Source organism: Streptomyces brasiliensis (genome assembly GCF_014647875.1).
In the GTDB taxonomy this organism is placed as follows: Bacteria; Actinomycetota; Actinomycetes; order Streptomycetales; family Streptomycetaceae; genus Streptomyces; species Streptomyces brasiliensis.
The window spans coordinates 173,149-198,275 of the sequence record NZ_BMQA01000001.1; the positions used below are offsets into that span (position 1 = coordinate 173,149).

Annotated in this window: 22 protein-coding genes and 2 pseudogenes; 19 read left to right on the forward strand and 5 right to left on the reverse strand. The window is 70.7% G+C overall.

Going from position 1 to position 25,127, the window contains the following annotated elements; translation table 11 throughout:
• The first annotated feature begins 67 nt into the window (after positions 1-67).
• Complete coding sequence (locus IEZ19_RS00800; protein WP_189308984.1) at positions 68-742, forward strand: type 1 periplasmic-binding domain-containing protein; 675 nt, start codon at positions 68-70, stop codon at positions 740-742.
• Between the two features lie 18 nt (positions 743-760).
• Here IEZ19_RS00800 and IEZ19_RS00805 read toward each other — a convergent pair.
• Positions 761-1,188 (reverse strand): annotated as a pseudogene (locus IEZ19_RS00805) (IS982 family transposase); the annotation flags it as partial.
• Positions 1,189-1,234: 46 nt separating this feature from the next.
• Here IEZ19_RS00805 and IEZ19_RS00810 point away from each other — a divergent pair.
• The 13 genes and pseudogenes from IEZ19_RS00810 to IEZ19_RS00875 all read left to right on the forward strand — a co-directional run bounded on the left by IEZ19_RS00810 (position 1,235) and on the right by IEZ19_RS00875 (position 13,787).
• Positions 1,235-1,429, forward strand: a complete 195-nt coding sequence (locus tag IEZ19_RS00810) for a hypothetical protein (RefSeq protein ID WP_189308985.1) — start codon at positions 1,235-1,237, stop codon at positions 1,427-1,429.
• A 197-nt stretch (positions 1,430-1,626) separates the two neighbouring features.
• Positions 1,627-1,782 carry a YciI family protein gene (locus IEZ19_RS00815; protein WP_189308986.1) on the forward strand — a complete coding sequence of 52 codons (156 nt, stop codon included), beginning with the start codon at positions 1,627-1,629 and terminating at the stop codon, positions 1,780-1,782.
• A gap of 565 nt (positions 1,783-2,347) precedes the next feature.
• Complete coding sequence (locus IEZ19_RS00820) at positions 2,348-2,437, forward strand: potassium-transporting ATPase subunit F (RefSeq protein WP_189308987.1); 90 nt, start codon at positions 2,348-2,350, stop codon at positions 2,435-2,437.
• Positions 2,437-4,125: a potassium-transporting ATPase subunit KdpA gene (kdpA, locus tag IEZ19_RS00825; RefSeq protein ID WP_189308988.1), complete on the forward strand. Its 1,689-nt coding sequence runs from the start codon at positions 2,437-2,439 to the stop codon at positions 4,123-4,125. Before IEZ19_RS00820 ends, kdpA begins: the two co-directional genes overlap by 1 nt.
• 79 nt (positions 4,126-4,204) lie before the next feature.
• Positions 4,205-6,283, forward strand: a complete 2,079-nt coding sequence (gene kdpB / locus IEZ19_RS00830) for a potassium-transporting ATPase subunit KdpB (protein WP_189308989.1) — start codon at positions 4,205-4,207, stop codon at positions 6,281-6,283.
• A gap of 93 nt (positions 6,284-6,376) precedes the next feature.
• The gene (locus tag IEZ19_RS00835; protein ID WP_189308990.1) at positions 6,377-6,910 is read left to right on the forward strand and encodes a potassium-transporting ATPase subunit C; all 534 of its coding nucleotides are present in this window, start codon (positions 6,377-6,379) and stop codon (positions 6,908-6,910) included.
• Positions 6,911-6,966: 56 nt separating this feature from the next.
• The gene (locus tag IEZ19_RS00840; RefSeq protein WP_189308991.1) at positions 6,967-7,548 is read left to right on the forward strand and encodes a hypothetical protein; all 582 of its coding nucleotides are present in this window, start codon (positions 6,967-6,969) and stop codon (positions 7,546-7,548) included.
• Positions 7,545-9,050: pseudogene (locus IEZ19_RS50270) on the forward strand (ATP-binding protein); the annotation flags it as partial. The gene IEZ19_RS00840 and the pseudogene IEZ19_RS50270, both read left to right, overlap by 4 nt.
• Positions 9,051-9,088: 38 nt before the next feature.
• The gene (locus tag IEZ19_RS54355) at positions 9,089-9,787 is read left to right on the forward strand and encodes a response regulator transcription factor (protein ID WP_189308992.1); all 699 of its coding nucleotides are present in this window, start codon (positions 9,089-9,091) and stop codon (positions 9,785-9,787) included.
• 302 nt (positions 9,788-10,089) lie between these two features.
• A complete protein-coding gene (locus tag IEZ19_RS00860; RefSeq protein ID WP_189308993.1) occupies positions 10,090-10,779 on the forward strand; it encodes a response regulator in 690 nt (229 codons plus the stop codon).
• 189 nt (positions 10,780-10,968) lie between these two features.
• Entirely contained in the window at positions 10,969-12,141 is a 1,173-nt protein-coding gene (locus tag IEZ19_RS00865) for an AI-2E family transporter (RefSeq protein WP_189308994.1), read from the forward strand.
• A gap of 123 nt (positions 12,142-12,264) precedes the next feature.
• Complete coding sequence (locus tag IEZ19_RS00870; protein ID WP_189308995.1) at positions 12,265-12,759, forward strand: lamin tail domain-containing protein; 495 nt, start codon at positions 12,265-12,267, stop codon at positions 12,757-12,759.
• 131 nt (positions 12,760-12,890) lie between these two features.
• Positions 12,891-13,787 (forward strand): endonuclease/exonuclease/phosphatase family protein, encoded by an 897-nt coding sequence (locus IEZ19_RS00875; RefSeq protein ID WP_229839842.1) that lies wholly within the window; start codon positions 12,891-12,893, stop codon positions 13,785-13,787.
• Between the two features lie 135 nt (positions 13,788-13,922).
• Here the strand turns inward: IEZ19_RS00875 and IEZ19_RS00880 are convergent, their stop codons facing one another.
• From IEZ19_RS00880 to IEZ19_RS00890, 3 genes are all read right to left on the reverse strand, one after another.
• Positions 13,923-16,217, reverse strand: coding sequence for an MFS transporter (locus IEZ19_RS00880; RefSeq protein WP_189308996.1), 2,295 nt, complete (start codon positions 16,215-16,217; stop codon positions 13,923-13,925).
• Positions 16,214-16,705 carry a MarR family winged helix-turn-helix transcriptional regulator gene (locus IEZ19_RS00885; RefSeq protein WP_189308997.1) on the reverse strand — a complete coding sequence of 164 codons (492 nt, stop codon included), beginning with the start codon at positions 16,703-16,705 and terminating at the stop codon, positions 16,214-16,216. Before IEZ19_RS00885 ends, IEZ19_RS00880 begins: the two co-directional genes overlap by 4 nt.
• 70 nt (positions 16,706-16,775) lie before the next feature.
• Positions 16,776-18,911: an amylo-alpha-1,6-glucosidase gene (locus IEZ19_RS00890; protein WP_189308998.1), complete on the reverse strand. Its 2,136-nt coding sequence runs from the start codon at positions 18,909-18,911 to the stop codon at positions 16,776-16,778.
• A 158-nt stretch (positions 18,912-19,069) separates the two neighbouring features.
• On the opposite strand from IEZ19_RS00890, the gene IEZ19_RS00895 reads away from it, so the two are divergent.
• From IEZ19_RS00895 to IEZ19_RS00910, 4 genes are all read left to right on the forward strand, one after another.
• Positions 19,070-20,158 carry a LacI family DNA-binding transcriptional regulator gene (locus tag IEZ19_RS00895; protein ID WP_189308999.1) on the forward strand — a complete coding sequence of 363 codons (1,089 nt, stop codon included), beginning with the start codon at positions 19,070-19,072 and terminating at the stop codon, positions 20,156-20,158.
• A 158-nt stretch (positions 20,159-20,316) separates the two neighbouring features.
• The gene (locus tag IEZ19_RS00900; RefSeq protein WP_189309000.1) at positions 20,317-21,561 is read left to right on the forward strand and encodes a sugar ABC transporter substrate-binding protein; all 1,245 of its coding nucleotides are present in this window, start codon (positions 20,317-20,319) and stop codon (positions 21,559-21,561) included.
• 213 nt (positions 21,562-21,774) lie between these two features.
• Complete coding sequence (locus IEZ19_RS00905; protein ID WP_189309470.1) at positions 21,775-22,761, forward strand: carbohydrate ABC transporter permease; 987 nt, start codon at positions 21,775-21,777, stop codon at positions 22,759-22,761.
• Positions 22,758-23,657, forward strand: coding sequence for a carbohydrate ABC transporter permease (locus IEZ19_RS00910; protein ID WP_189309001.1), 900 nt, complete (start codon positions 22,758-22,760; stop codon positions 23,655-23,657). Before IEZ19_RS00905 ends, IEZ19_RS00910 begins: the two co-directional genes overlap by 4 nt.
• A 25-nt stretch (positions 23,658-23,682) precedes the next feature.
• Here the strand turns inward: IEZ19_RS00910 and IEZ19_RS00915 are convergent, their stop codons facing one another.
• Positions 23,683-24,471, reverse strand: coding sequence for an SAM-dependent methyltransferase (locus IEZ19_RS00915; protein WP_189309002.1), 789 nt, complete (start codon positions 24,469-24,471; stop codon positions 23,683-23,685).
• Between the two features lie 205 nt (positions 24,472-24,676).
• Here IEZ19_RS00915 and IEZ19_RS50285 point away from each other — a divergent pair, with 205 nt between their 5' ends.
• Positions 24,677-24,976, forward strand: a complete 300-nt coding sequence (locus IEZ19_RS50285; RefSeq protein ID WP_229839844.1) for an isochorismatase family protein — start codon at positions 24,677-24,679, stop codon at positions 24,974-24,976.
• Positions 24,977-25,127: the final 151 nt, after the last annotated feature.

Here is a 25,127-nt window from a genome sequence, read left to right on the forward strand (position 1 = left end):
TGGCCGAAAACCGCACGCCATGAGGTAGGAAGTAGGCGCACCCACGCCACTTCGGAGGACGATCCCCATGCGCTCTCGGCTTCTGCCTGCCTGCACGCTGGCCGCGGCAGTCGCGACCGTCGTACTGGCCGGCGGATGCGGCACGGGCGACGACTGGTCCCAGCCGCACCCGAAACCGAGCACCGTCGGCACCCTCGGCCCGGGGTTCACCGACCCGACGGCGTCACCGGCCCCGGAGGCGACGATCACCCCGCGGCCCGGCTCGTGGAACGGGATCCGGCCCTCGAAGGACTACCGCGTGGTGCTTCTGACCGCGGGCAAGGGCCGCCAGACCACGACGCTGGTGAGCGCCGTGCGGAAATGGGCCGAGGAGGTGCACGCCGACCTGAGGACGGTGACGGCCACGAAGCCGGCCCAGTACGTCCCCCGTATCAGCGACGCGCTGGGCATGCGGCCCGACCTGATCATCAGCGCCGGGAACGACCTCATCGACCCCCTGGCCATGGTCACGCCCAACCACCTCGACCAGCAGTTCCTCGTCGTCGGCGCCGAGTTGGCCGAGCCGACGGCGAACGTCACGGCCGCCGACTGGACCGGCGCCTCGTTCCGCGGCGAGGGCCTCGGCATGTCCTCGGCGTACGACCCGGCCACATTCACTCCGGAACGAGCCGGGCGCGCGGTACGGGCCGGAGTCGCGGCGGTGCTCACCGGTGCGAGCGGGATCGTGGTCTGGGTGGACTAGATGATCGATTCCGAGGGGTCAGTGGTCGAAGGCGATCAGTGAACGCGGGACGGGTTGTCCGGTGTGGTCGTTGTGCCGGATCGCGGTGGTGAGCGCGAGGATGCGCTGCATGACGCGTGTGATGACGCCGACGGGTGTGCGCCCTCGGTGTCGTCCGGGGTCGAGTCGGTCCTTGAAGGGTCGTTGACCGATTCGGTGACCTGTCGCAACGGCTTGAAGAGCGGTGCGCCAGGACGTTCGGGTCCGCTCTTGCGGGCCGGCCGCAGCAGCTGGATGCCCTGTTCGGCCAGTTGCTGTCCGAAGTCGCGGCCGAAGTGGTTCTTGTCGCCGATCAGGGTCTGCCCGGGCCGGTCGGCGACGAGGCCCGGTTCGGCCGCGAGCAGGTCCAGCAGGGTCTCGCGTTCGTCGCTCTTGGCCCCGGTCAGGGCGAACGCGACAGGCAGGCCCTGGGCGATTTCTGGTGCCGAGGACGGTCCCGCGTCACCGGAGCACATGGCAGCCGGGGAACAGGAGACGAACGACCGCTCTCGGCAAAGCGTGCTGCCGGGCGGCCACTTCTTCATCAACGAGTCCTTGCCTGCCATGGCCGCCCAGATCTCCCAGGACCTGCGCGAGATCTTCGGACCCGACCCTGAGACCGGCCGATCCGGCGACGGCTCCGACGGCTTGCGCTGCGGCCGCAGGTGAGGGCGAGCGGAACAGGGCACAGCGGCGGCGACGCACATGCAGCGGCGGCGAGGCTGATCCCAGCCTTCTGAGGCGGAACAAGCGGCAGTCGCGGACGAGTTCGTGCCGATGCTCGACGATCCCCCGTGCGCCCGGGCTGCGCAGTTGCAGCCGGTCGAGACGGCGACCGGCGGCCGCGCCGCCGGCGGGGGCACCTGATGACCGATGGTCCGTTCGCCGACACCAGGGAGGTCCTCGGCGGCATCTGCCTCATCGAGGCGGCCGACCCGGACGAGGCCATCGAGGTGGCGGCGCGGATTCCGGCCGCCCGGCTCGGCGGCACCGTGGAGGTCCGGCCGGTGGTCGAGCGCTGAGCATGCTCGAGGACGTTTTCCGGGACGAGTTGGGGGCCGGGGACGGGAAGACACACGATGGTCCACCCCTGGGTACCGCGGAGCGCCCATTCGGCGGGGGGTGGAACCTGATGGTCTGCTCGACCGTGGTCCTCGTGGTCCCTTTCGAGCACGATCGTCGATGTCGCACTCCCCGGGACCGGGACCCGGCTTCGGGGGACTGCGCCAGAAGCCGATCAGAAGTACGGGCGGTCACCGGGCAACAGGGCATCCCGGACCGCCGCCGACTCCGACTCACGGCGCGGCGGCCGGGGCGCCCATGCCCCGTCGCTCGACGTACCGGCGACGCCCCGCAGGCAGCTGCCCGACACCGGTCGGGGCCACCGTCCTGGGTCATGCCCGGCCGACCGCGTCCGGCTGCCCCCTTCGCTCCGTTCACTCTTTCTCCACCGCCGGGGCCGGTGCTTTCACCGCTCTGCTACCGGGGGCGGAGCCACGCTGCATCCGTGGCAGATATCTGGGTTGTGATCGGAATCGTCGGCTTCCTGGCCGCAATGCTCGGCCTGATCTGGTGCTTGGAGCGAGTGTGAGCGCGACTGACGTCCTGCTGTTGGTGTTGTCGTTCGTCATGTTCATCTATTTGGGCGTGGCGCTGTTCAAGGCGGAGCGATTCTGATGGCGTTCGCGTGGACCATCGTCGTGATGGTCGTGGTCCTGGGGCTGTGTTGGCGGTTCCTGGGCTCGTACATGGTCGCGGTCTATGAGGGCCGCTCGCGCTGGCTGACGTGGCTGGAGCGGCCGATCTACCGTGCGCTGCGGGTGTCACCGGAGTCGGAGCAGACGTGGCAGCGGTACGCCGCGTCGGTGGTCGGCTTCACCGCCGTGGCGCTGCTGGTCACCTACGGCATCTTCCGGCTTCAGGGGTCGTTGCCGTTCAACCCGCAGCACTTCGGTGCGGTACGGGCGGACACGGCGTGGAACACGTCGGTGTCGTTCGTGACCAACACGAACTGGCAGTCGTACTCGGGTGAAACGACCATGTCCCATCTGTCGCAGATGGGTTCACTCGCGGTACAGAACTTCCTGTCCGCCGCGGTCGGAATGGCGGTCGCGATCGCCCTGGTACGCGGGTTCACCCGCAAGGGATCCCCGACGATCGGCAACTTCTGGGTCGACTTCGTCCGCGGCACGATCTACGTGCTCCTGCCGATCGCGTTCGTGGCGGCGATCGTGTTCATCGGGCAGGGCGCGGTGGAGACGCTGGCCGGCGCGGCGCCGATCCACAACGAACTGAACGGTGTCAGCCAGGTGCTGGGCCGCGGACCGATGGCCTCGCAGGAGGTCATCAAGCAACTCGGCACGAACGGCGGCGGCTTCTTCAACGCCAACGGTGCCAATCCGCTGGAGAACCCGACCGGTCTGACGAACCTGCTGTCGGTGCTGCTGATCCTGTGTATCCCGGTCGCGTTCACCTACGTGTTCGGAAAGATGGTGTTCAGCACCCGCCAGGGCCTGGCGATCCTCGCCGTCATGACGGTGCTGTTCGCCGGCTGGCTGACGATGGCCGCGGTGGCCGAGCACCAGGGCAGCCCGGCGATGGCCGCTGCCGGTCTCAGTGACGCCGGTATCGGAAACATGGAGGGCAAGGAGACCCGGTTCGGGGCGCTGTCCTCGTCGCTCTACAACGTGACCTCGACGCAGACCTCCACGGGATCGGTGGACTCGGCGGCGGACTCGTACACGCCGATCGGCGGGTTCGCGATGCTCACCGGCATGATGCTCGGCGAGGTCAGCCCCGGCGGTGTGGGGACCGGCCTGTACGGCATTTTGCTGTTCGCGGTGATCACGGTGTTCATCGGCGGCCTGATGGTCGGGCGAACACCGGAGTACCTGGGCAAGAAGATCCAGGGGAAGGAAGTGAAACTCGCCGCCCTCGGTGTGCTGGTCATGCCGATCACGGTGCTGGTGCTGACCGCGATCGCGGCCGCCATCGGCGTCGGACGGGCCGGGCCGCTCAATGCCGGGCCGCACGGGTTCTCCGAGATCCTCTACGCCTACACGTCTCAGACCAACAACAACGGTTCCGGGTTCGGCGGACTCAGCGCGAACACCCCCTTCTACAACATCACCGGCACCATCGGGCTGCTGCTGGGCAGGTTCGGGATGATCATCCCGGTGCTGGCGCTGGCCGGCAGCCTGGCCGCGAAGAAGCCCGTCGCCGCGGGGCTCGGAACCTTCCGCACCGACAAGCCGATGTTCGTGGGCCTGCTCACCGGTGTGGTCCTCATCGTGGGCGCGCTGACGTTCCTCCCGGCCCTGGCCCTCGGGCCGCTGGTCGAGCAGGTCAGCCACGGATTCTTCTGAGGCGTGTGAATCCGGTGCGTGCTGAATGCGTAAACCCCCTGTCACCGCGGTCATTGCGCGTGTGGAAAGGAATGCTGTGATGCAGGACGTTCAAGTCCTTGACAAGTCGGCCGCGGGGCCAGGTGCACCCGACGGGCCGCGCGGCGTGGTGAACCGGCGCAGTCTGTTCGACCGACAGATCCTGCGGCAGGCCGCGGCGGACTCGGTCCGCAAGCTCGACCCACGCGTGCAGATCAAGAACCCGGTCATGTTCGTGGTGCTGATCGGCACCGTGGTCACCCTGATCGAATCGGTCGCGCACCCCAGCGTGTTCACTTGGCTGGTGACCGTATGGCTGGCGCTGACCGTGCTGTTCGCCAACTTTGCCGAGGCGATGGCCGAGGGCCGCGGCAAGGCGCAGGCCGACACCCTGCGCCGCACTCGCACCGAGACCGACGCCCGCCGACTGGCGGCCGACGGCACCGAGGAGCGCGTGGCGGCGGGGGACCTGACCACGGGTGATGTCGTGGTGTGCCAGGCCGGGGACGTCATCCCCTCCGACGGCGAGATCATCGAGGGCGCGGCGTCGGTCGACGAGTCGGCGATCACCGGCGAGTCCGCCCCGACGATCCGCGAGTCCGGCGGCGACCGCTCCGCGGTCACCGGTGGAACGCGGGTGCTCTCGGACCGGATCGTCGTGCGCATCACCGCCGAGCCGGGACAGACGTTCCTGGACCGGATGATCCGCCTGGTCGAGGGGGCCAAGCGGCAGAAGACCCCGAACGAGATCGCGCTGGCGATCCTGCTCGCCGCACTCACGATCATCTTCATCCCGGTCGTGGTGACACTGCAGCCGATGGCCAGCTTTTTCGGCACACAGGTGTCGGTGGTCATCCTCATCGCGCTGCTGGTCTGCCTGATCCCGACCACGATCGGTGCGCTGCTGTCCGCGATCGGCATCGCCGGCATGGACCGGCTGGTACAGCGCAACGTGCTCGCGATGAGCGGCCGCGCCGTCGAGGCCGCCGGTGACGTGCAGACGCTGCTGCTGGACAAGACCGGCACCATCACCCTCGGCAACCGGATGGCGTCCGCGTTCCACCCGGTCGGCGACCACGACGAGGCAGACCTGGCCGAGGCGGCGCAGCTGGCGTCGCTGGCCGACGAGACCCCGGAAGGACGATCCATCGTCGTCCTCGCGAAGGAACGCTGCGGCCTGCGCGAGCGTGACCTGGGCCCGTCCCACACGTTCGTCCCGTTCACCGCGACCACCCGGATGTCCGGGCTGGACATCGCTGACCGGTGCATCCGCAAGGGCGCCGCGGACGCCGTCAAGCGCTGGGTCGGCGAGCAGGGCGGAACCCTGCCGCCGGAGCTGGACCCGATCGTCGAGCGGGTCGCCAAGGCCGGCGCCACCCCCCTGGTGGTCGCCGACGGCCCCAAGGTGCTCGGCGTGATCGAACTCAAGGACGTGGTCAAACAGGGCATCGCCGAGCGGTTCGCCGAGTTGCGCGCCATCGGTATCCGCACCGTGATGATCACCGGTGACAACCCGCTCACCGCAGCCGCGATCGCCCAGGAGGCGGGCGTGGACGACTACCTGGCCGAGGCGACCCCGGACAGGAAGATGCAGCTGATAAAGGCCGAGCAGGAAGGCGGGAAGCTGGTCGCGATGACCGGCGACGGCACCAACGACGCCCCCGCCCTCGCGCAGGCCGACGTCGGCGTGGCGATGAACACGGGCACCACCGCCGCGAAAGAGGCGGGCAACATGGTCGACCTCGACTCCAACCCGACCAAGCTCATCGAGATCGTCGAGATCGGCAAGCAGCTGCTGATCACCCGCGGTGCCCTGACGACGTTCTCCATCGCCAACGACATCGCCAAGTACTTCGCGATCATCCCGGCGCTGTTCCTCACGACGTTCCCGCAACTGCACGCGTACAACATCATGGGCCTGCACAGCCCGACCTCGGCGGTGCTGTCCGCAGTCATCTTCAATGCGCTGGTGATCGTCGCGCTGATCCCGCTGGCCCTGCGCGGCGTGCGGTTCCGGGCGACCGGCGCGACAGCGATCCTTCGCCGCAACGTACTGATCTACGGCGTCGGCGGGCTGATCGTCCCGTTCATCGGGATCAAGCTCATCGACCTGATCCTGACCGCCCTGCATGCCTACTGAGATCCGCATGCCTACCAACAACCGCACCTCAAGAACTGCACTGCCTGAGTCGCGCACACCGCGGCGCCGGATGGGATTCGTCATGGAGTTGTCATGCTGTGGGTGAACTTGCGGCGGGGCCTGATCGTCTCGGCCATCTTCTTCGTCCTGCTCGGACTGGCCTATCCGCTGGCCACGACCGGTATCGGACAGGCACTGTTCCACGACCAGGCCAACGGCTCGGTCGGCAAGAACGGATCGACCCTGGTCGGGCAGCAATGGAAGGGCGCTCAGTGGTTCCAGGGCCGCCCAGATGGTGACGACCCGACCGCGACCGGAGGATCCAACCTCGGTCCCCGCTCGAAGGAACTGGTCGACACCTACAAGAAGCGGGCCGCCGCCCTGGAGAAGCAGGGCGTCACGCCCACTCCTCACCTGGTCGCCGCCTCCGGCAGCGGGGTCGACCCCGACATCAGTCCCGAGGCCGCCTACGCCCAGGTCGACACGGTAGCCGCGGCCCGCCACCTGACCGACGACCGGGTGCACGCACTGGTCGCCGCCCATGTGCGCGGGCCCCAGTGGGGCTTCCTCGGCGCGTCCCACGTCAACGTCCTCGAACTCAACGAGGCGCTGGCCGGGCTGCAGTAGGTCGAATGCCCATGTCCGCAGACAGCCCGCAACGGGCCGCACCGTCCGGAGACCACATGTCCCACCTGGCTGAAGCGTCGACGCCGCAGCGAGGCAGTGATGTGCCGGTCGCCGCAGCGGGACGGTTCCGCGTCCACCTGGGCATGGCGTCCCGGGTCGGCAAGACCTGCGCGATGCTCGACGAAGCCGCCCGCCGGGCTGCCCGCGGATGTGACGTCGTGGCCGGGAGCGTGGAGACCCACGGCCGCCCGGCCACGCCGGCGAAACTGGGCGGCCTGGCGGTGGTCCCGCCGAAGGCGATCGTCCACCGCCAGGCCGCCCGCTTCGCCGAGATGGACCTCGGCGCGATCCTCGCCCGCAGGCCGGAGCCGGTGTGGCAGGGCATCCTCGAACTGCTCGACGCCGAGTTCAGCTTGATCGGCACACTCCACACCCGGCACGTCGAAGGCCTGGCCGATGTCGTCGAGGCCATCACCGGCGACCGGGGCATCGCCCGCCCCACGATCTCGGCGGCCGGCGGCCCGCACCCCGGTCAGGCGTGGCCGGAGGGGAGTGCCGCGCCGACGTCCGCGTCTGACCAGGGCGAATCAGCGGCAACGATCTGGTGGCAGGATGGCCGGTGGAAAAAATGTCGATGACCGGCCGACGTATCCAGCACACGAGAGGAGCCCTCACGACCGAGACCGCGCGCCACAAGCCGGCCGGGTCGCTGACCGCCCTGGCCTGCATGGCCGTGCTCACCCTCGCGATGCTGCCGTTGCGACCGCACCTGAGCATCGCGACCACGGCGCTGGTGCTGGTCGTGCCGGTCGTCGTCGGCGTCACCACAGGCGGTTTCTTCGCGGGTGTGCTCAGCACCGCCTGCGGCTTCCTGGTGTACGACTTCTTCTTCATTCCGCCCTATCTGACCCTGGACGTCGGCGCGAGGGAGAACTGGACGGCGCTGGGCATCTACGTGGTCGTCATGCTGCTCGTCGCCCGGGTGGCGGCCGGCATGAACGCGGCCAGAGCGGCAGCCCGGCAACGCGGACTGCTGGTGCGGCGACTGTTCGACCTGTCCACCCAGCTCGTCCAGGACCGGCCACTGCCCGAGCTGCTCCGCGTCATCGTGAACGCCCTGGCCGATGTCCTCGACGCCGGCCACGTCGCGCTGCTGCTTCCCGTCGGCGATGAGCTCCGCGTGGCCGCCACCGCCGGCGAGGACCTCGACCCGATCGAGCTCCAGCGGCTTCATCCCAAGCCCGGCCAGGTCACCAACCTCGACCTGCTGGCCGCACCGACCGGCCAGGGGCGCAAGGGCGAGCCGGTGCAGCTGGCACTCGTGGCCGCCGGACGTCCCATCGGCATGCTGGCGATCACCGGCGTCACGATCACCGACCAGCAACGCGAGCCGCTGCTGCTCTTCGCCAACCAGATCGCTCTCGCCGTCGAACGGGCCCAGCTGCGGGAGGAGGCGCTGCGCGCACAGCTGACCCACGAGGTCGAGCAGCTCGCCCGCACCCTGGTCGCCGCTGTCTCGCACGACTTGCGCAGCCCGCTGGCCTCGATCAAGGCGTCCTCCTCCGTGCTCGCCGACACCGACCTCGCCCCCGCCCTGACCGACACCGCCCGGGGAGAGCTGGCCCGGCTGATCGACACCCAGACCGACCGGCTCGCGGCCCTGGTCACCAACCTTCTCGACATGAGCCGGGTCCAAGCCGGTGTCCTGCGACCGCGCACCAGCCTGACCACCGCGAGCGATCTGATCGCCACCGTCATGCGGGACCTGCCCGGCCCTCCGCCTCGGCAGATCATCACCGACATCGACGCCGACCTGCCGCTCCTCGACATCGACACCGTCCTCATCGGCCGGGTGCTCACCAACCTGCTCGACAACGCCGCCCGCTACGCCCCACCCGGCACACCCATCACCATCCGTGCACACCAGGACAATCCGGCCACGGTGACCGTCTTCGTCGCCGATCAGGGCCCCGGCATCCCGCCGAGCCTGCGGGACGAGGTCTTCGGCTTCTTCTTCCGCCGCGAGAACGACACCGGGACCGGACTCGGACTGGCCATCGCCAGGATCTTCATCGAAGCCCACCACCAACGCATCTGGACCGACCAGAACCCCGGTGGCGGTGCCCGCTTCGCCTTCACCCTGCCGGCCGCGGCCGGCCTGTCCGAGGAGAACACACCGTGGCCACCGTCCTCATCGTCGATGACGACATCGCGCTGCTCGCCGCCTGCCGAGTCGGCCTCGAAGCCCTGGGCCACCAGGTCCGTACCGCCGAAACCGGCCAGGACGCCCTCGCCGACGCCGCCGTCCACGCCCCCGACGTCATCGTGCTCGACCTCGGACTGCCCGACCTCGACGGACTCGACGTGTGCACCCGCGTCCGCACCTGGACCGACCGGCCCATCATCATCCTGTCCGCCGACAGCTCCGAAGACCGCAAAGTCGACGCCCTCGACAACGGTGCGGACGACTACATGACCAAGCCCTTCGGCATGCGTGAACTCGACGCCCGACTCCGCGTCGCGTTGCGCCACCACGCCGCCGACGCCAATACCGACCACCAGACCGAGCTCACCGCCGGTCCGCTCATCCTCGACCTGGTCCACTACCAGGCCACCTACCACGACCAACCGCTCGATCTCACGCCCAAGGAATTCGACGTCCTCGCCTACCTCGCCCGGCACGTCGGCAAGGTCTGCACCCGGCGCATGATCCTGGAGAACGTCTGGGGCCCCGCCTACGCCGGCGAACAGCACTACCTGAAGGTCTACGCCTACCGCATCCGCAAGAAGCTGCACGACGAAGCCGGTCGGTTCCTGCAGAACGACCCCTCCGTCGGCTACCGGCTCACCGTCGAAGCGTCCCCCACAGCCGGCTGACACCTCCACCGCACCACGGCACACCCGCGCGACAGCGCGGCCGATCAGGTCGCACACCGGGGTGGCCCTCCGGCGGGGGCACCGACAGCCGTCCGGGCGCTGCCGCCCCTTCCCACGGCCGGGCGGCCGGGACACCCCAGGGGTGGCCGCGGCCTCGCCCTCTCCCGCAGCCCCGCCGAGGCCGCACCCGTGGGGGCATCTGCGGCGATGGACCGGCGACGGTCCTTTCCCGGCCCGCCGTCACTGAAACGGGAACCCGCGCTGGGCCCCTTGAGGGAGCCCACAGACGAAAAGGCACCGCCGTGACCCACATCCTGGTCGTCGACGACGAACCACACATGCTCAAGGTCCTGCAGATCCACCTCCAGGCCCACCGCTACACAGTGGACACCGCAGCCGACGGCCCTCAGGCACTCGTGGACGCCATCAGCAACCCGCCCGACGCCGTCATCCTCGACCTCGGGCTGCCGCAGATCGACGGCCACCAGGTGCTCCAGGCCCTGCGCGCCTGGAGCCAGATGCCGGTCATCGTCCTGTCCGGGCGGTCCGACGCCGACGAAAAGGTGGCCACCCTCGACGCGGGAGCCGACGACTACGTCACCAAGCCCTTCGTGATGAACGAACTCCTCGCCCGCTTGCGGGCGGTGCTGCGCCGGCCGTCCACGCAGGAGCCCTCCCACCTGATCGCGCACATCGGCGAGTGGACGATCGACCTCACGAGCTCCACCGTGCACCGCGCGGACGGCGACGGAGCTCAACTGCGGCTCACCCCGACCGAATGGAGCATCCTCCACATCCTGCTCCGCCACCCCCCGGGCAGGCTGGTGACCAGCCGACAGATCCTGCGGCAGGTCTGGGGGCCCGAACACGAGAACAAGACGAACTACCTGCGCATCTACTTCGCGAGCCTGCGGCGGAAGTTGGAGCCCGATCCGGCCAGCCCCCGCCACCTGCTCACCGAGCCCGGCATGGGCTACCGTTTCGAACCGTGACCTCACGCCGCAACCCGGCTGCTGCGGCCGGCCCGCAAGAGCGAACCCGATCGCCGACCGGGACCTGTTCCACTCGGTGACCCCCGCTGGTGCCGCCGGGCGCGTTGCGATCGTCGCCCGCCCCATTTGTGCTTACCGTGCCCCTTGAGATGACGGTGGGTCAGGCAGCGGGCGGAGGCGTGGGGCGCGGTGGGTGACGCAGGCGGTCGGGGTGCCGGGCGGGACCGGGCCGGTGGCCCGGTGGCGGGCCGCAGGCCGGGGCGGGCCGGGCGCCTCACGCCTCGCGGCCGTTCCGGTGCCGCGCGGTCCGCGGCCTCCGTCGCCGAGCGGACCGTGCCGTGGCTGCGGGTCGCCGCCGCGTACTCCTGGCGGCTCATCCTCGTCGGCGTCGTCGTGTACGGCGTCTTCACCGTCCTCGGCCGCTTCCAGCTCGTCGCCGTCGCCCTGTTCCTCGCCCTCGTCATCACGGCGGTGCTGCGTCCGCTCGCCGATCTGCTCAACCGGGTCCTGCCCAGACGGCTGAGTGTCGCGGTCGCGCTCATCGGCAGTCTGCTGATCCTGCTCGCCCTGCTGGCACTGGTCGGCAACGCGGTGGCGGGCGAGTGGACGAAGCTGACGGGCGAGTTCCGGGGCGGCATCCACCGGATCGAGGAGTGGCTCCGGCGGCCGCCCTTCCGGCTCAGTCCGGGCACGCTCAGCGACTTCCAGCGTCAGGTGGTGCACTACCTCGACACGCACCGGGCGAACCTGCTCAGCAGCGCCGTCAGCACACTCGGCCGAGTCGTCGAGGTGGTGACCGGCGGCGCCCTCGCGCTCTTCGCGTCCGTCTTCTTCATCCACTCCGGCGAGCGGCTGTGGGGCTGGGCGCGCGAGCAGTTGCTGCCGAGCGGCGCCCGTGCGAGCTGGGACCTGGCGGGGCGGGCGGCCTGGCGGGCGTTCGCCGGGTACACGCGCGGGATCATCATCGTGGCCGCCACCAACGCCGCGCTGGTCGGCGTCGCCCTGTTCGTGCTCCAGGTGCCGCTCGCGCTGCCGCTGACGCTGCTGGAGTTCTTCGCCGCGTTCGTCCCGCTGGTCGGCTCCCCCGTCGCGCTGGGCGTGGCCACGGTGGTCGCGCTCGCGGGGCGCGGTCCGCTCACGGCGGCGGCCGTGCTGGTGCTCATCGTCGTCATCGGGCAGCTGGAGGGGCACGTCCTGCACCCGCTGGTGATGAGCTGGGCGGTCCGCCTCCACCCGCTGGTCGTCGCCGTGTCCGTCATCGCGGGCAGCATCGTCGCCGGGGTGATCGGAGCGGTCGTGGCGGTGCCGTTCGTCTCGGTCGTGTGGGCGGTACTGCGGGCGCTGCGGGCGACACCGCCGTAGCGACCCGGGCAACGCAGGACGCGCACGTGCGCATTCACACTTCATCCACCAATCCGTCACATCTCCCTCACTCGCCTTGTATGCTCACGGCGCTCCATCCGCACCACTGAGGGGGGATTCCTCATGCGCATACGCACCGCCCTGCCCGTCGCCGTCACCGCCGGCCTCGTCGCCGTCGTGACCGCGACGCCCGCGCAGGCGACCGAGTACTCGTCCGCGCTGAAGGTCAAGGGCGTTCAGTACGACGCTCCCGGCAAGGACTCCAACAAATGCTCCGGTGGCAACACCAAGGACGAGTACCTGACCATCAAGAACTACTCGCACACCGCGAAGGTGAACCTCAAGGGGTACGTCGTCAAGGACGCCACCGGCAACCGGTTCAAGTTCCCCGCCAACCACTATCTGGAGCCCGGCGACTATGTGAAGCTGCGCGGCGGGCGCGGGACCGACTCCGACGCCAAGAACGTCGTCTACCGCCAGAACTGCAACTTCATCTGGAACAACGACAAGGACACGATCTACCTCTACAAGCCCACCGGCGCACACGCGGACACGCACGCCTACACCAAGTCCCGCGACGACCGCGACGGAAACGGCTACATCAGCTACCACGGCTGACCCAACGGCCCCGCCAACCGGTCTACTCTTGACGGCGGTTGGCCACCTGCGCCTGCCTCCCAGCCCGGCCCGCGGCCGACGGCACGTCCCGTCGGCCGCGGGCCTCACCACGTTCGCTCACGGAGGATTGTGTGAACCGCAGGACCCGATGGATCCGCCAGTCCGCTCACCGCGCACTCGTCGCCACCGCCCTCGCCGCCGGCGTCACGCTCGGCGTGGCCGGCCCGGGCACCGCGTCGGCGAGCGAGGCGGACAGCGCGGGACCGGCCGCACCGGCCGTGCCGCTGCGCGTCGCCACGTACAACATCCACGCCGGGGCCGGTGAGGACGGCGTCTTCGACCTCGACCGCACCGCCGAGGCGATCCGCGGCCTCGACGCCGACGTGATCGGCCTCCAGGAGGTCGACGTGCACTGGGACGCCCGCAGCGACTTCACCGACGAGGCGCACGAGCTGGCCGAACGCCTGCACATGCGCGCCTTCTTCGCACCGATCTACGACTTCCCGCCGGCCGCGGACCACACCGAGCGGCGGCAGTACGGCGTCGCGGTGCTCAGCCGCTATCCGGTGGTCGCCGCCGAGAACCACGACATCACCCGGCTGTCCACCCAGGACCCGAACCCCGTGCCCGCCCCGGCGCCCGGCTTCGCCGAGGTGACCCTCGCCGTCCGGGGCACCTTCGTGCACGTCTACTCCACCCACCTGGACTACCGTCCGGACCCCTCGGTCCGCCGCGCCCAGGTCGACGACATGCTGGACATCCTGGCCGAGGACGACGGACCGAAGGTCCTCGTCGGCGACTTCAACGCCGAACCTGGTGCCCCCGAACTGGCGAAGCTGTGGGGCCCGCTGACCGACACGGCACCGACCGGCGGCAAGACGTACCCGGCGATCGAGCCGGCCGAGCGCATCGACGTGGTGACGGTCTCGCCGGACGTGACCGTCACGGGCGTCCACGAAACGGCGACGGACGCGTCGGACCACCGCCCGGTGACCGCGGACCTGGAGATCCACGGGCGCGGCCGCTGACCGGCCGGTGACATGCCCGCCGCCGGCCCTCACCACCGCCGACGAACCGGACACGGCGCGCTGCGCGACCATGTGGCCGGACACCGGCCGGTGGTGCGGGAGAGCACCGGCGGATGACCGCCGTACGGTGCGGGCTCAGCGCGTGTCGTGCCCCAGTTCCAGATCCACGTTTCCGGTGGCCCGGGCCTGCAGAGTGACGCCGGCGGCAACCGCCGGATAGCCGCCGGCGACCAGCGTGTACGTGCCCGGTGGGAGGCCGGAGAGGGTGTAGGTGCCGTCGGCCGTGGTGGTGGCCGTCGCCACCACACCGCCCTCGGCGTTCAGGACGGTCAGGCGCGCGTCGGGCAGCGGGCGTCCCGTGAGCGCGTGCCGGACCGTACCCGCCAGACCGGCGTGCGGCGTCAGGGTCACGTCATGGCGGGCCGGTTGCTCGCCCAGGGTGACGTCCACGGCACGGGGCTGGTGGCCCCGGGCCGAGACGACCAGCAGGTAGGCACCGGGTGCGGCGTCGGCCAGCTCATAGGCGCCGTCCTCGTGCGAACGGGCCCGGCCCCGCTGGCGGCCGTCCCGGCCGACGAGCGTCAGCATGGCGTGCGGCACCGGGGCGCCCGCGCCGTCGTACACCCGCCCGCGCAGCACGCCTCCGCGCGCCGGGACCGGTGTCGCCGCCGGCGGCACGCTCACGGACTGTGTGGCGGCGAGGGTGATCGGCGCGCGTCCTCGGATGAGGGACGCGCCCGCCGCGGCCAGGGACATCGTGATGGCGAGCGTGAACACCACGACCAGGCCGTCGTGGAAGGGCTGCGCGATCAGGTGGGGGAAGAACTCGCGTCCCGTCAGGTTCGCGGCGGCGGACGACGAAAGGTGGCCGAGGATCGTCGGGCCGAGCAGGTGCTGGATGGGGTTGTAGCCGAGGAAGGCGGCGAACAGGACGCCCACCGGCGGGAGTTCGGCGACGGTGTGCGCGGCGTGCCCCGGGACTCCCTGGGCGGTCAGGCCGGAGGCGAGGGTGTGCGGCAGGGTGCCGGAGAGGCCGGCGACCATGAGCGAGAAGAAGACGCCCAGGGAGAGCACCATGCCGGCGTTCTGGAAGGTGGCGCGCATGCCGGAGGCGGCGCCGCGGGCGTCGGCCGGGACGCTCGACATGATGATCGAGGTGTTCGGGGCGGCGAACAGTCCGCCGCCGACCCCGTTGAGGAAGATCAGCACACCGAAGACCCCGTAGTCGAAGTCGCTGGGCAGGGCGAGCAGCCCGGCGAACGAGGCGGCCATCACGACGAACCCGGCCGCCGCGAACAACCGCGCGCCGAACTTGTCCGACAGCGCGCCCGAGACCGGCCCGGCGACCAGGAACCCGACGGTCAGGGGCAGCATGTAGATGCCGGCCCACAGCGGGGTGTCGGCGTAGTCGTAGCCGTGCAGGGGCAGCCAGATGCCCTGCAGCCAGATGATCAGCATGAACTGGAGTCCGCCGCGGGCGATGGCGCCGAGCAGGGTGGCCGCGTTGCCGCCCGCGAAGGCCGCGTCGCGGAACAGGCGCAGCGGGAACATGGGCTCGGCGACCCGCATCTCGACCAGGCAGAAGACGACGAGCATCACGACGCCGCCGATCAGCCCGGCCAGCACCCAGGGATTGGTCCAGCCCATGGTGTGACCGCCGTACGGCTGGATGCCATAGGTGATCCCGGCCAGCAGTGCGGTCAGTCCGACGGCGAAGGTGATGTTGCCCCACCAGTCCATCCGGCCCGGTCTGCGGACGCCGGACTCGTGCAGCGATTTGTACGCCCACAGGGTGCCGACGATTCCGATGGGCACGTTGACCCAGAAGATGGAGCGCCAGTTCCACGTCACCAGCGCGCCGCCCAGGACCAGGCCGAGGAACGACCCCGCGATGCCGGCGACCATGTTCACGCCCAGCGCCATGCCGCGCTGCCGGGCGGGGAAGGCATCGGTCAGGATGGCCGCGGAGTTGGCCATCAGCATGGAGCCGCCGACGGCCTGCGCGATGCGCCAGCCGATCAGCCAGAGCGCACCGCTCCCGCCCTGGAAGGGGTTCAGGGAGAGGATCACCGAGGTCAGCGTGAAGATCAGGAAGCCGGCGTTGTAGATGCGGACCCGTCCCAGCATGTCGCCGAGCCGGCCGAGGGCGACGACCAGGACCGCGGTGACGAGCATGTAGCCCATCAGCATCCACAGCAGGTAGCTGACGTTGGCGGGCTGGAGCGGGTCGAGGCGGATGCCGGTGAAGATGCCCGGCAGTGAGATCAAAACGATCGAGCTGTTGATGGTGGCCAGCAGCATGCCCAGCGTGGTGTTGGTCAGCGCGACCCACTTGTAGCGAGGGTGGTCCACGCCGATCCACATCCGGCGGCCCGGGGCGGGGTGACGGGCGGTCTCAGGTGTCCGGTGGGTGGTGCTGCCGCCGGTCATCGTGCGCTCCCCGTCGTCAGGTCTCCGGTCCGCTGTGGCTGCTCTCCGGCCCGGATCATGCGCTGCACCAGCGGCAGGGCGGTCCTCACGGCGGCGCCCAGCGCCTGCTGCTCCTCCTCGGAGAGTGTCGTCATCAGGTCGGCCAGGCGTGCGTCCCGGGCCCGTCGGCGCGCGGCGAGTTCGTCCCGGCCCGCGCCGGTGACGGCGATCAGGGTGACGCGGCCGTCGTCCGGGTCGCCGATCCGCTCCACCAGTCCCCGGCTTTCCAGCCGCTGCACGAGCTGGGTCATGGAGGGCTGGGTGACACTCTCGGCGGCGGCCAGAGCGGTCAGCCGGGACGGTCCCTCGCGCTCCAGCCGCGCCAGCGTCGAGGCGGCGGTGAAGCTCAGGCTCTGCCGGCCCGCGAGCGCCCTGACCACGGCCGACCCGATATCGGCGAGTGCCCGTGCCGTGTCCTCCGGGGGCGGCCCGGAGTGCAGGTGATCCACTCCCCCTTCGTATCACGCGCTTATATAGGTGTCCTATTAAATCCCGGTAAGAACGCTCCGCCCGGCGCTGTCAGGACACGGTGACCACCGTCAGTCCTCCGGGAGCGGTGGTGCTCACCGTCCCGTCCGCGGCCAGCGTGATCCCGAGCGCGCCCCCGGCGACGTCGAGGCCGGTCAGGGTCAACGGGCCGTAGGCGCGGGCGAATCCGGGTGCCACCGTGATCGTGCCGCCCGGTACGTCCGCGTCCAGCCCCAGGGCCGCGCGCAGTACCAGCACCGACGCGGCCGCCGCCCAGGCCTGCGGGCGGCAGGACGCGGGATACGACGCGGGGCGCGGTCCCGCCGCGCCGCCGTGGCCCGCGAACAGTTCGGGCAGGCGGAAGTCGAAGGCGGCGGAGGCGGTGAGCAGGCCGTCGGCCAGCGGTGCCGCCGCGTCGGCGAAACCCGCCCTGACCAGGCCGTGCACGGCGATCGCCGTGTCATGTGGCCAGATCGAGCCGATGTGGTAGCCGTACGGGTTGAAGCCGACCGCGGCGCTGCTCAGCGTGCGCAGGCCATGTCCCGAGTCGAGGTCGGCGCGGGTCAGCCTGGCCGCCAGCAGGGCGCTCTCCTCGCGGTTCAGCAGGCCCGTGCCGAGCAGATGGCCGAAGCCGGACGTCACCGCGTCGACGGGCCTGCCGCGGCGGTCCAGCGCGAGGGCCGGGTACGGACCGTCCGCGTCCTCGACCCAGAAGCGCTCCCGGAACCGGTCGGCGAGCCGCTCGGCCCACTCCTCCCAGGCGTCCGCGCCGGGCCGGCCGAACGCGCGCAACAGGGCCGCCCCGCCGCGCGCGGCCTCGTACGCGTACGCCTGCACCTCGCACAGCGCGATGGGCGGCTCGGCGAGACGGCCGTCCTGGTGGCGGACTGAGTCGCCGGAGTCCTTCCAGCCCTGGTTCGCCAGGCCCCGGCCCGTACGGTCGACGTACTTGAGGAAGCCGTCGCCGTCCGCGTCACCGTGGTCGCGCATCCAGGCGAGCGCCGACTCGGCATGCGGCAGGAGCCGTTCGACCTCGTCCGGGGCCATGCCCCAGCGCCAGGCGTCATGGAGGAGGGTGAGCCACAGGGGGGTCGCGTCGACCGTGCCGTAGTAGACCGGCGGCAGTGCGAAGGTGTCCGCGAACTCCTGGGTGGCGCGCCGGACTTCGTGGAGGATCTTGCCGGGCTCTTCCTCCGTGGCCGGTTCGACGACGGCGCCCTGCCGGCGGGCGAGGGTGCGCAGGGTGCCCGCGGCGAGGTCGGTGCCGAGGGGGAGCAGCATCCGGGCGGCCCACAGGGAGTCGCGCCCGAAGAGGGTGAGGAACCAGGGGGCGCCGGCCGCCAGGAACTGGTCCGCCCGCCCCTGCGGAGCCCGCTGCCGTGAGGTCGGGTCCGTCAGCCGCATCCGCTCCAGGTCCGCGACCGACTGACGCACCCACTGGTCGAACCGCCGGTCCGCGGACCGCAGTTCGGGAGTACGCCACGGTACGGCGTCGGCGGGCGCCGCCGGGAACTGGTCGCCGTCCACGTGTGCCGCGGTGCAGCGCAGCGTCGCCGTCCACGCGGCGCCGGGCTCGAGCTCGACGTCGTACGAGAGGCCGCCCGAGGCGACGTCCACCTCGTCCGGAGCCGGATCGGCGGCGAGCCGGACCGTGACGCCGTCGCGGGACCACGTCAGCGCGGCCCCGTCGGCCGACCGGGCGGGCAGGGGGTCCGGACGGTCGCCCGTCTTCACGCTCTCCATGGGCGCCAGGTCGGTGCCGGCCGTGACCGCCAGGCGGAAGGCGACACGGCGGATCCCGGCGTTGGTTATCTCGACGTCCTCCGTCAGTCGTCCCGGTGCGACCGTGCGGCGGCGGTGCAGGGCGACCGCCGGGTCCGCCGTGGTCTCGCCGAGCCCGCGCAGGATCGCCCGGAAGTCCGCCCGGTCCGCTCCCCTGGGGCCGCCCCAGACCGGTGCGAGCGCGACGCCGTCGACCGTGACGGTGAGCCGGGACAGAGCCCGGACGTCGCCATGGAAGAACCCGTCCGCGCCGCCCGCGAACTGCCCGTCGGGGCGGGAGAGGACGAGGCTCGGCGCGTGCAGCGTGACCACCGCGTCGTGCAGGAACGGCTGCAGTCCCGCGGGGGCGTGGGCGGCGGCCGTGACCGGATCGCTGGTGTCCTGGGTCTTGACAGTGCTGTCCAAAAGAGAAGAACCTCTCAGCGTTAGATCGTTCCAAAAACACTAAGGGCGTCGTCAGAGCGCTGGCAATGCTTTTGGAACGCTCAAATGGAAGACAGACGGGCTCTTTCAAGCCCTTCTCTGTCGCAGATGTCGCAGATCGTCGGACCGTCGGAGACCCCATGCCCCGCACCCCGCGCTCCCCGGCCCCGCAGGGCCCGGTCACCCTCGCCATGGTCGCCCGCCGGGCGGGCGTCTCCCCGCAGACCGTGTCCAACGCGCTCAACTCCCCCGATCTGCTGCGCCCGGAGACCCTGGAGCGGGTCCGCCGCGCCGTCGACGAGATGGGGTACCGGCCGAGCCGCGCCGCCCAGGCGCTGCGCACCCGGTCCAGCAAACTGATCGGCTACGGCATCCAGCCCACACCGTCCGGCACCGCGGCCCCGGTGATGGACCGCTTCCTGCACGCCCTGTCCCAGGCCGCCGACGAGGCGGGCTACCGGATCCTGCTGTTCGCGAGTCCGCCCGGCGAACCGACGCTGGAGGGGTACGAGGAACTGCTCGGTCAGCACGAGGTGGACGGCTTCGTGCTCAGCGGCACCGCACGCCACGATCCCCGCCAGGCGTGGCTCGCCAAGAAGGGCGTGCCGTTCGTGGGGTTCGGCCGGATGTGGTCGGGACGTCAGATCGGCGACTGGGTCGACGTCGACGGCGCATCGGGCACGGACGCCGCGGTGGAGCATCTGGCCGCCCTCGGGCACCGCCGGATCGCGTTCCTCGGCTGGCCACGCGGCTCGGGCGTCGGCGACGACCGTGCCGAGGGCTGGCAACGGGCCATGCGACGGCACGGGTTGCCCACCCGCGGGCGGCGCGCGCAGAGCGTGGACGACGTCGACGCCGCGCGCACCGCCGTCAAACCGCTGCTCGACGCGGGCGCGACAGCGGTGGTCGCGGCGAGCGACATGCTGGCCCTCGGCTGCTATCACGCACTGCGGGAGCGCGGTGCCGTTCCGGGCCGGGACGTCGCCGTGGTCGGCTTCGACGACTCCCCCACCGCGTCGATCCTCTCGCCGGCGCTGTCCACCGTCGCCCAGCCCCTGGAAGCGGTCGGCCGCGAGTGCGTACGGCTGCTGCTGGCCCGTATGACCGACGCGGACGCGCCACCGGAGCGCGTCCTGCTGGAGCCGTCCCTCGTCGTCCGCGACAGCACGCCCGGTACGGACGCCGGGCCCGACGGGCCGAAGGCGCCGACCGCGCCGGACGCCCCCTAGGCGAGGCACGCCCCGCCTCAACCCGCCCCGCCGACAACGGAGTTCCCCGACCGGACCTCCCCGACCCCCTCACTCCTCCCTCCCCACCCCGGACCCGCGGTCCCTGCGCGGCGTCCGGGCGGAGCCGCACGTCCCACCCCGAGTCCCCGGAGGAAAGCATGACCACCCGCACGGCCGCCGCCGCCCTCGTCACCTGTGCGGCACTGCTGGCCGCCACCGGCTGCTCGTCGAGTTTCGGCGACAGCGAGAAGACGAAGCAGGACACCGCGGCCAAGCAGCATCTGACCGTCCTCATCGCCACGTCGGGAGACGCCGAGACCAAGGCCGTCAAGGACGCGGCGGCCGCGTACCAGAAGGAGTCCGGCAACACGGTGACGGTGGACGTCGCCAAGGACATGAACCAGCAGCTGGCCCAGGCCTTCGCGGGGCACAAGCCGCCGGACGTCTTCTACGTCAACTCCGACCAGTTCGCCAACTACGCGAAGGCGGGCTCGCTGTACGCGTACGGCGCCGGGATCAAGGACGCCGACGACTTCTCCGCGCAGCTGCGCGCCTCCTTCACCTACGACGGCAAGCTCATGTGCCTGCCGAAGGACAGCTCCACACTGGCGCTCGCGATCAACACCGATCTGTGGCGCAAGGCCGGGCTGACGGACCGGGACTACCCCACCACCTGGGCCGGGTTGAAGCGGGTCGCGGGCAAGCTCACCGGCGGCGGGGTCACCGGGCTGGTCACCACGAACGAGTACCAGCGGCTCGGTGTGTTCATGAAGCAGGCGGGCGGCTGGGTCACCGACGCCCCGCAGACGAAGATGACCGCCGACAGTGCGCAGAACGCCCAAGGACTGGACTTCGTACGGTCGTTGCTGGGGTCCGGTGACCTCAAGTACGCCCAGCAGGTCGACACCAGTTGGGGCGGCGAGGCCCTCGGCAAGGGCAAGGCGGCCATGACGATCGAGGGCAACTGGCTGACCGGGGCGATGAAACTCGACTACCCCGACGTCAAGTACAAGATGGTGGAGCTGCCGGCCGGTCCGGCCGGCAAGGGCACGCTCGCGTTCAGCACCTGCTGGGGCGTGGCGGCCGAGAGCGCGCACCGCACGGCGGCCGTGGATCTGGTGAAGTACCTCAGTTCGGCCGGGCAGCAGCTGAAGTTCGCCGACGCGTTCGGTGTGATGCCGTCGCGCACCAGTGCCCTGACCACGTACGCGCAGCAGGAGCCGGACGCCAAGGCGTGGGTCGACTCCGCCGCCTATGCACAGGGCCCGGTGACGATAGCCGGGTTCGACAAGGTGCTCGGACAGTTCAACACCGATCTGCAGACGCTGCGGACGACCGACCCGAAGACGATCCTGGCCGCGCTCCAGCGCAACGGCGAGCAGGCGCTGGCGAAGGGCGACTGAGCCGCCATGTCCTTCCGTACGACCCGTTCCGCACGCCGGGCCCCGAGCGCTTCGGGGCCACCGGCCGCGGCGCTCCCCCCGTCGGCCGGCTCACCGGGCGCACCTGACGCGCCCGGCGGGTCCGGTCCCACCGCGGCGCCCCGCGCACCCCGTACCCCGCGCGCGGGGCGCCGCCGCGACGAGAGCGCCTGGGGCTGGCTGTTCGTCAGCCCCATGGTGCTCGTCCTCGGTCTGTTCCTCATGCTGCCGATCCTGATGGCGCTGTGGGTGAGCCTGCTGCACTGGGACGGCCGGTCCAACCCCTTCGGCGGGCAGGCCGAGTTCGTGGGCCTGGACAACTACCGGTCCCTGCTGACCGAGGACGGCCTCGACCGCACGCTGTTCGTGACATCGCTGCGCAACAACGCCTACTACGTGCTGCTGACCGTGCCCCTGCAGACCGGCGTGGCACTGGTGCTGGCGCTCGTCGTCAACCAGCGGCTGCTGCGCGCCCGGAGCGCGCTGCGGACCGCGTTCTTCTTCCCGTCGGTCACCAGCTCGATCGCGGTCTCCACGGTCTTCCTGTTCCTCTTCCAGGGCAGCGGAGCCGTCAACTCGCTGCTGTCGTGGATCGGGGTGAAGGGGCCGAACTGGTTCGCCGACCCGCGCGGGGTACTGTCCCTGCTGCTCGGCGCGCTCGGTGTCGTCGATCCCGACCATCCCTCGGGCCCGCTGGCCGACCACTCCCTCCTGGGCCTCTCCTGGTACCAGTGGCTGTCGGGGCCGTCCGTGGCCATGTGTACGATCATCCTGCTCGCCGTGTGGACGACCTCCGGCACCTTCATGCTGATCTTCCTCGCGGCCCTCCAGGACATCCCGCGCGAGCTGGAGGAGTCGGCGGCGCTGGAGGGCGCGGGCCGCTTCCAGATGCTGCGGCACATCACCCTGCCCCAGCTGCGGCCGGTGCTGTTCCTCGTCCTCACCCTGGGCCTGATCTCCACCTGGCAGGTCTTCGACCAGGTATATGTGATGGGCCAGGGAGCGCCCGGCAACACGACCCTGACGCCGGCCTTCCTGTCGTACTCGTCGGCCTTCGACGACGCCGACTTCGGGCAGGGCGCGGCCATCGCCTTCATCCTGCTCGCCCTGATCCTGTGCCTGACCGCGCTGCAGCGCTGGGCGCTGCGCGAGCGCGACGCCCGCCCCGGGAGGACCCGATGACCGCGCACGCCCGGACCGTCCGGACGCAGGGACGTCCGGTGCTCGGCCGCTTCGCCCTGCCGTGGCGCCTGCTCGGCTACGCGCTGGTGGCCGGACTCGGTCTGCTGTACGTGCTGCCGTTCGTCCTCCAGCTGGTGACCGGCTTCAAGACCGACCCCGACGCGGCCGCGCACCCACTCGGGCTGTTGCCGGTCACCCCCACGACCGCCGCCTACCAGCGGCTGTTCGGACTGAGCCGGGCCGGTGACGGCGTGCCGTTCCTGCGCTGGCTGGGCAACTCCGCCCTCGTCGCCGTGCTGGTGACGGCGGGGCGCGTGCTGTTCGACTCGATGGCCGGGTACGCGCTGGCCCGGCTGCGCTTCCCCGGCCGCTCCCTGCTGTTCGCCTTCGTCCTCGCGGTCATGGCGGTTCCGGGCGTGGCGCTGCTCATCCCGAAGTTCCTGGTCCTGAACACTTTCGGGCTGTTCGACACCTACACCGGCATGATCCTGCCGCTGCTTGTGGACGCGGCGGGGATCTTCATCATGAAGCAGTTCTTCGAGTCGGTTCCACGGGAGGTCGAGGAGGCCGCGCGGGTGGACGGCGCGGGCGTCTTCCGCACCTTCTGGTCCGTGGTCCTGCCGATGGCCCGGCCCGCCCTGATCACCCTGACGATCCTGTCGTTCCAGGGTTCGTGGAACGAGTTCACGCACTTCCTGGTGGCCACCCAGTCCAGCCGGTACGAGACCCTCACCACCGGTCTCGCCCGGTTCGTGTCGGGCGGCCTGGGCGGCGGCACCCAGTACCCGCTCAAACTCGCCGCCGCCCTGCTGTCGACGCTTCCGGTGGCCGCGCTGTTCTTCTGCTTCCAGCGGTACTTCGTGAGCGGGGCCAACGCGGGAGCCGTCAAGGAGTGAGAGCGGATGGTGTACCGGGCGTCCGTCAGGGAATCCGGGCCACACCCGCGTAGATACCGCTGCCCTCGGGCGTGGGGGCCGGCGTCGCCTTGAACCACTCCGTCGAGGTCACCACGCCCGGGTCCACGAGGTCCAGTCCGTCGAAGAAGCGGACGACCTCGGCGCGAGTGCGGAAGCCGAGGCGGATACCGCCCTTGGCGTACTCCTCCGTCACCTGCTGCGCCAGCTCCGGGTAGAGGTCCGAGGCGGCGTGGGAGAGGACGAGGTAACTGCCCGAGGGTAGGGCGTCGATCAGGTTGCGGACGATGTCGTACGGCTTCTGCTCCTCGGGGATGAAGTGCATCAGCGCGATCAGTGACATCGCGATCGGCCGCTCGAAGTCGAGGACACCCTGGGCGTGCTCGAGTATCTGCCCGGGGTCACGGACATCGGCCTCGATGTAGTCGGTGGCGCCCTCGGGTCGGCTGATCAGCAGCGCCTCCGCGTGGGCCAGCACGATCGGGTCGTTGTCCGTGTAGACGACCTTCGCGGTCGGCACGACGCGCTGGACGATCTGGTGCAGGTTCGGTTCGGTGGGGATGCCGGTGCCGATGTCGAGGAACTGGTCGATGCCCTGCGTCGCCAGCCAGGCCGCCGCGCGATGCATGAACTCCCGGTTCTGCCGGGCGGCGTCCCGGGCCTCGGCCGGCAGCTTCTCGCCCACCGCCTCGTCGACGGGGTAGTTGTCCTTGCCGCCCAGCAACCAGTCGTAGACCCTCGCGGGATGCGCCTTGCTCGTATCGATCTTCCGAGGCCGGGGGGTAGCAGGCGTCATAGCGGGCTCCGTCGCACGAGTTGACCGGACAGACCAGTGATCACCGAAGTCTCGCACACCATCTCGATCGCGGGGACCCGCAGTTGAAGCTCGTCTGTGTTCACCAGGGCATTCGCCCGGGCACGGCGTACCGTGGATCTTCAGGAGGGACCGTCCCGCGCTGCGGCCGTGCACCGCCGCCGGCGTCCGGCCCGACAGAACCGAGGTGACGGTCACGACGACCGAGGGCTACGACAGCGATCACACCGCACTCCTCGGCGTCGATCCCTGCACCGTCTTCCTGTCCGAGGGCGGGAAGCTGTGGCCGACCCGCGCGGCCGGCATCCGCGCGTTGTCGTCCAGCGGATTCGCCCACACCGATCTCGACCTCCGGCTCGAACAGCACCGGGTCCGGCGCCTCGCGCTGATCGGCATGCGGGCCGACACCTGCATCGACACCACGGCCCGCTTCGGCCAGGAACTCGTCTACCACGTCACCCTCGTCCGGGACGCCATCGCCGCCTGACGTCCCGAGGAGATGCACGCGACGTTCGAGATCAACGCACCCACTCACGCCCACGCGATCGTGACCACCGGCGAGTTCGTCAAGTCCCTTGCGCAGGGGACCTTCCCGCGTGGCGCACGACACGTGTGCCGCCCTCGCGGTCCGCCGCCTC

Bases quoted from the DNA above. Each gene is read 5' to 3' on its own strand.
- IEZ19_RS00800 (WP_189308984.1), top strand. From the start codon at position 68: ATGCGCTCTCGGCTTCTGCCTGCCTGCACGCTGGCCGCGGCAGTCGCG.
- IEZ19_RS00810 (WP_189308985.1), top strand. From the start codon at position 1,235: ATGGCAGCCGGGGAACAGGAGACGAACGACCGCTCTCGGCAAAGCGTG.
- IEZ19_RS00815 (WP_189308986.1), top strand. From the start codon at position 1,627: ATGACCGATGGTCCGTTCGCCGACACCAGGGAGGTCCTCGGCGGCATC.
- kdpA (WP_189308988.1), top strand. From the start codon at position 2,437: ATGGCGTTCGCGTGGACCATCGTCGTGATGGTCGTGGTCCTGGGGCTG.
- kdpB (WP_189308989.1), top strand. From the start codon at position 4,205: ATGCAGGACGTTCAAGTCCTTGACAAGTCGGCCGCGGGGCCAGGTGCA.
- IEZ19_RS00835 (WP_189308990.1), top strand. From the start codon at position 6,377: ATGCTGTGGGTGAACTTGCGGCGGGGCCTGATCGTCTCGGCCATCTTC.
- IEZ19_RS00840 (WP_189308991.1), top strand. From the start codon at position 6,967: ATGTCCCACCTGGCTGAAGCGTCGACGCCGCAGCGAGGCAGTGATGTG.
- IEZ19_RS00870 (WP_189308995.1), top strand. From the start codon at position 12,265: ATGCGCATACGCACCGCCCTGCCCGTCGCCGTCACCGCCGGCCTCGTC.
- IEZ19_RS00880 (WP_189308996.1), bottom strand. From the start codon at position 16,217: ATGACCGGCGGCAGCACCACCCACCGGACACCTGAGACCGCCCGTCAC.
- IEZ19_RS00895 (WP_189308999.1), top strand. From the start codon at position 19,070: ATGCCCCGCACCCCGCGCTCCCCGGCCCCGCAGGGCCCGGTCACCCTC.
- IEZ19_RS00900 (WP_189309000.1), top strand. From the start codon at position 20,317: ATGACCACCCGCACGGCCGCCGCCGCCCTCGTCACCTGTGCGGCACTG.
- IEZ19_RS00905 (WP_189309470.1), top strand. From the start codon at position 21,775: ATGGTGCTCGTCCTCGGTCTGTTCCTCATGCTGCCGATCCTGATGGCG.
- IEZ19_RS00910 (WP_189309001.1), top strand. From the start codon at position 22,758: ATGACCGCGCACGCCCGGACCGTCCGGACGCAGGGACGTCCGGTGCTC.
- IEZ19_RS00915 (WP_189309002.1), bottom strand. From the start codon at position 24,471: ATGACGCCTGCTACCCCCCGGCCTCGGAAGATCGATACGAGCAAGGCG.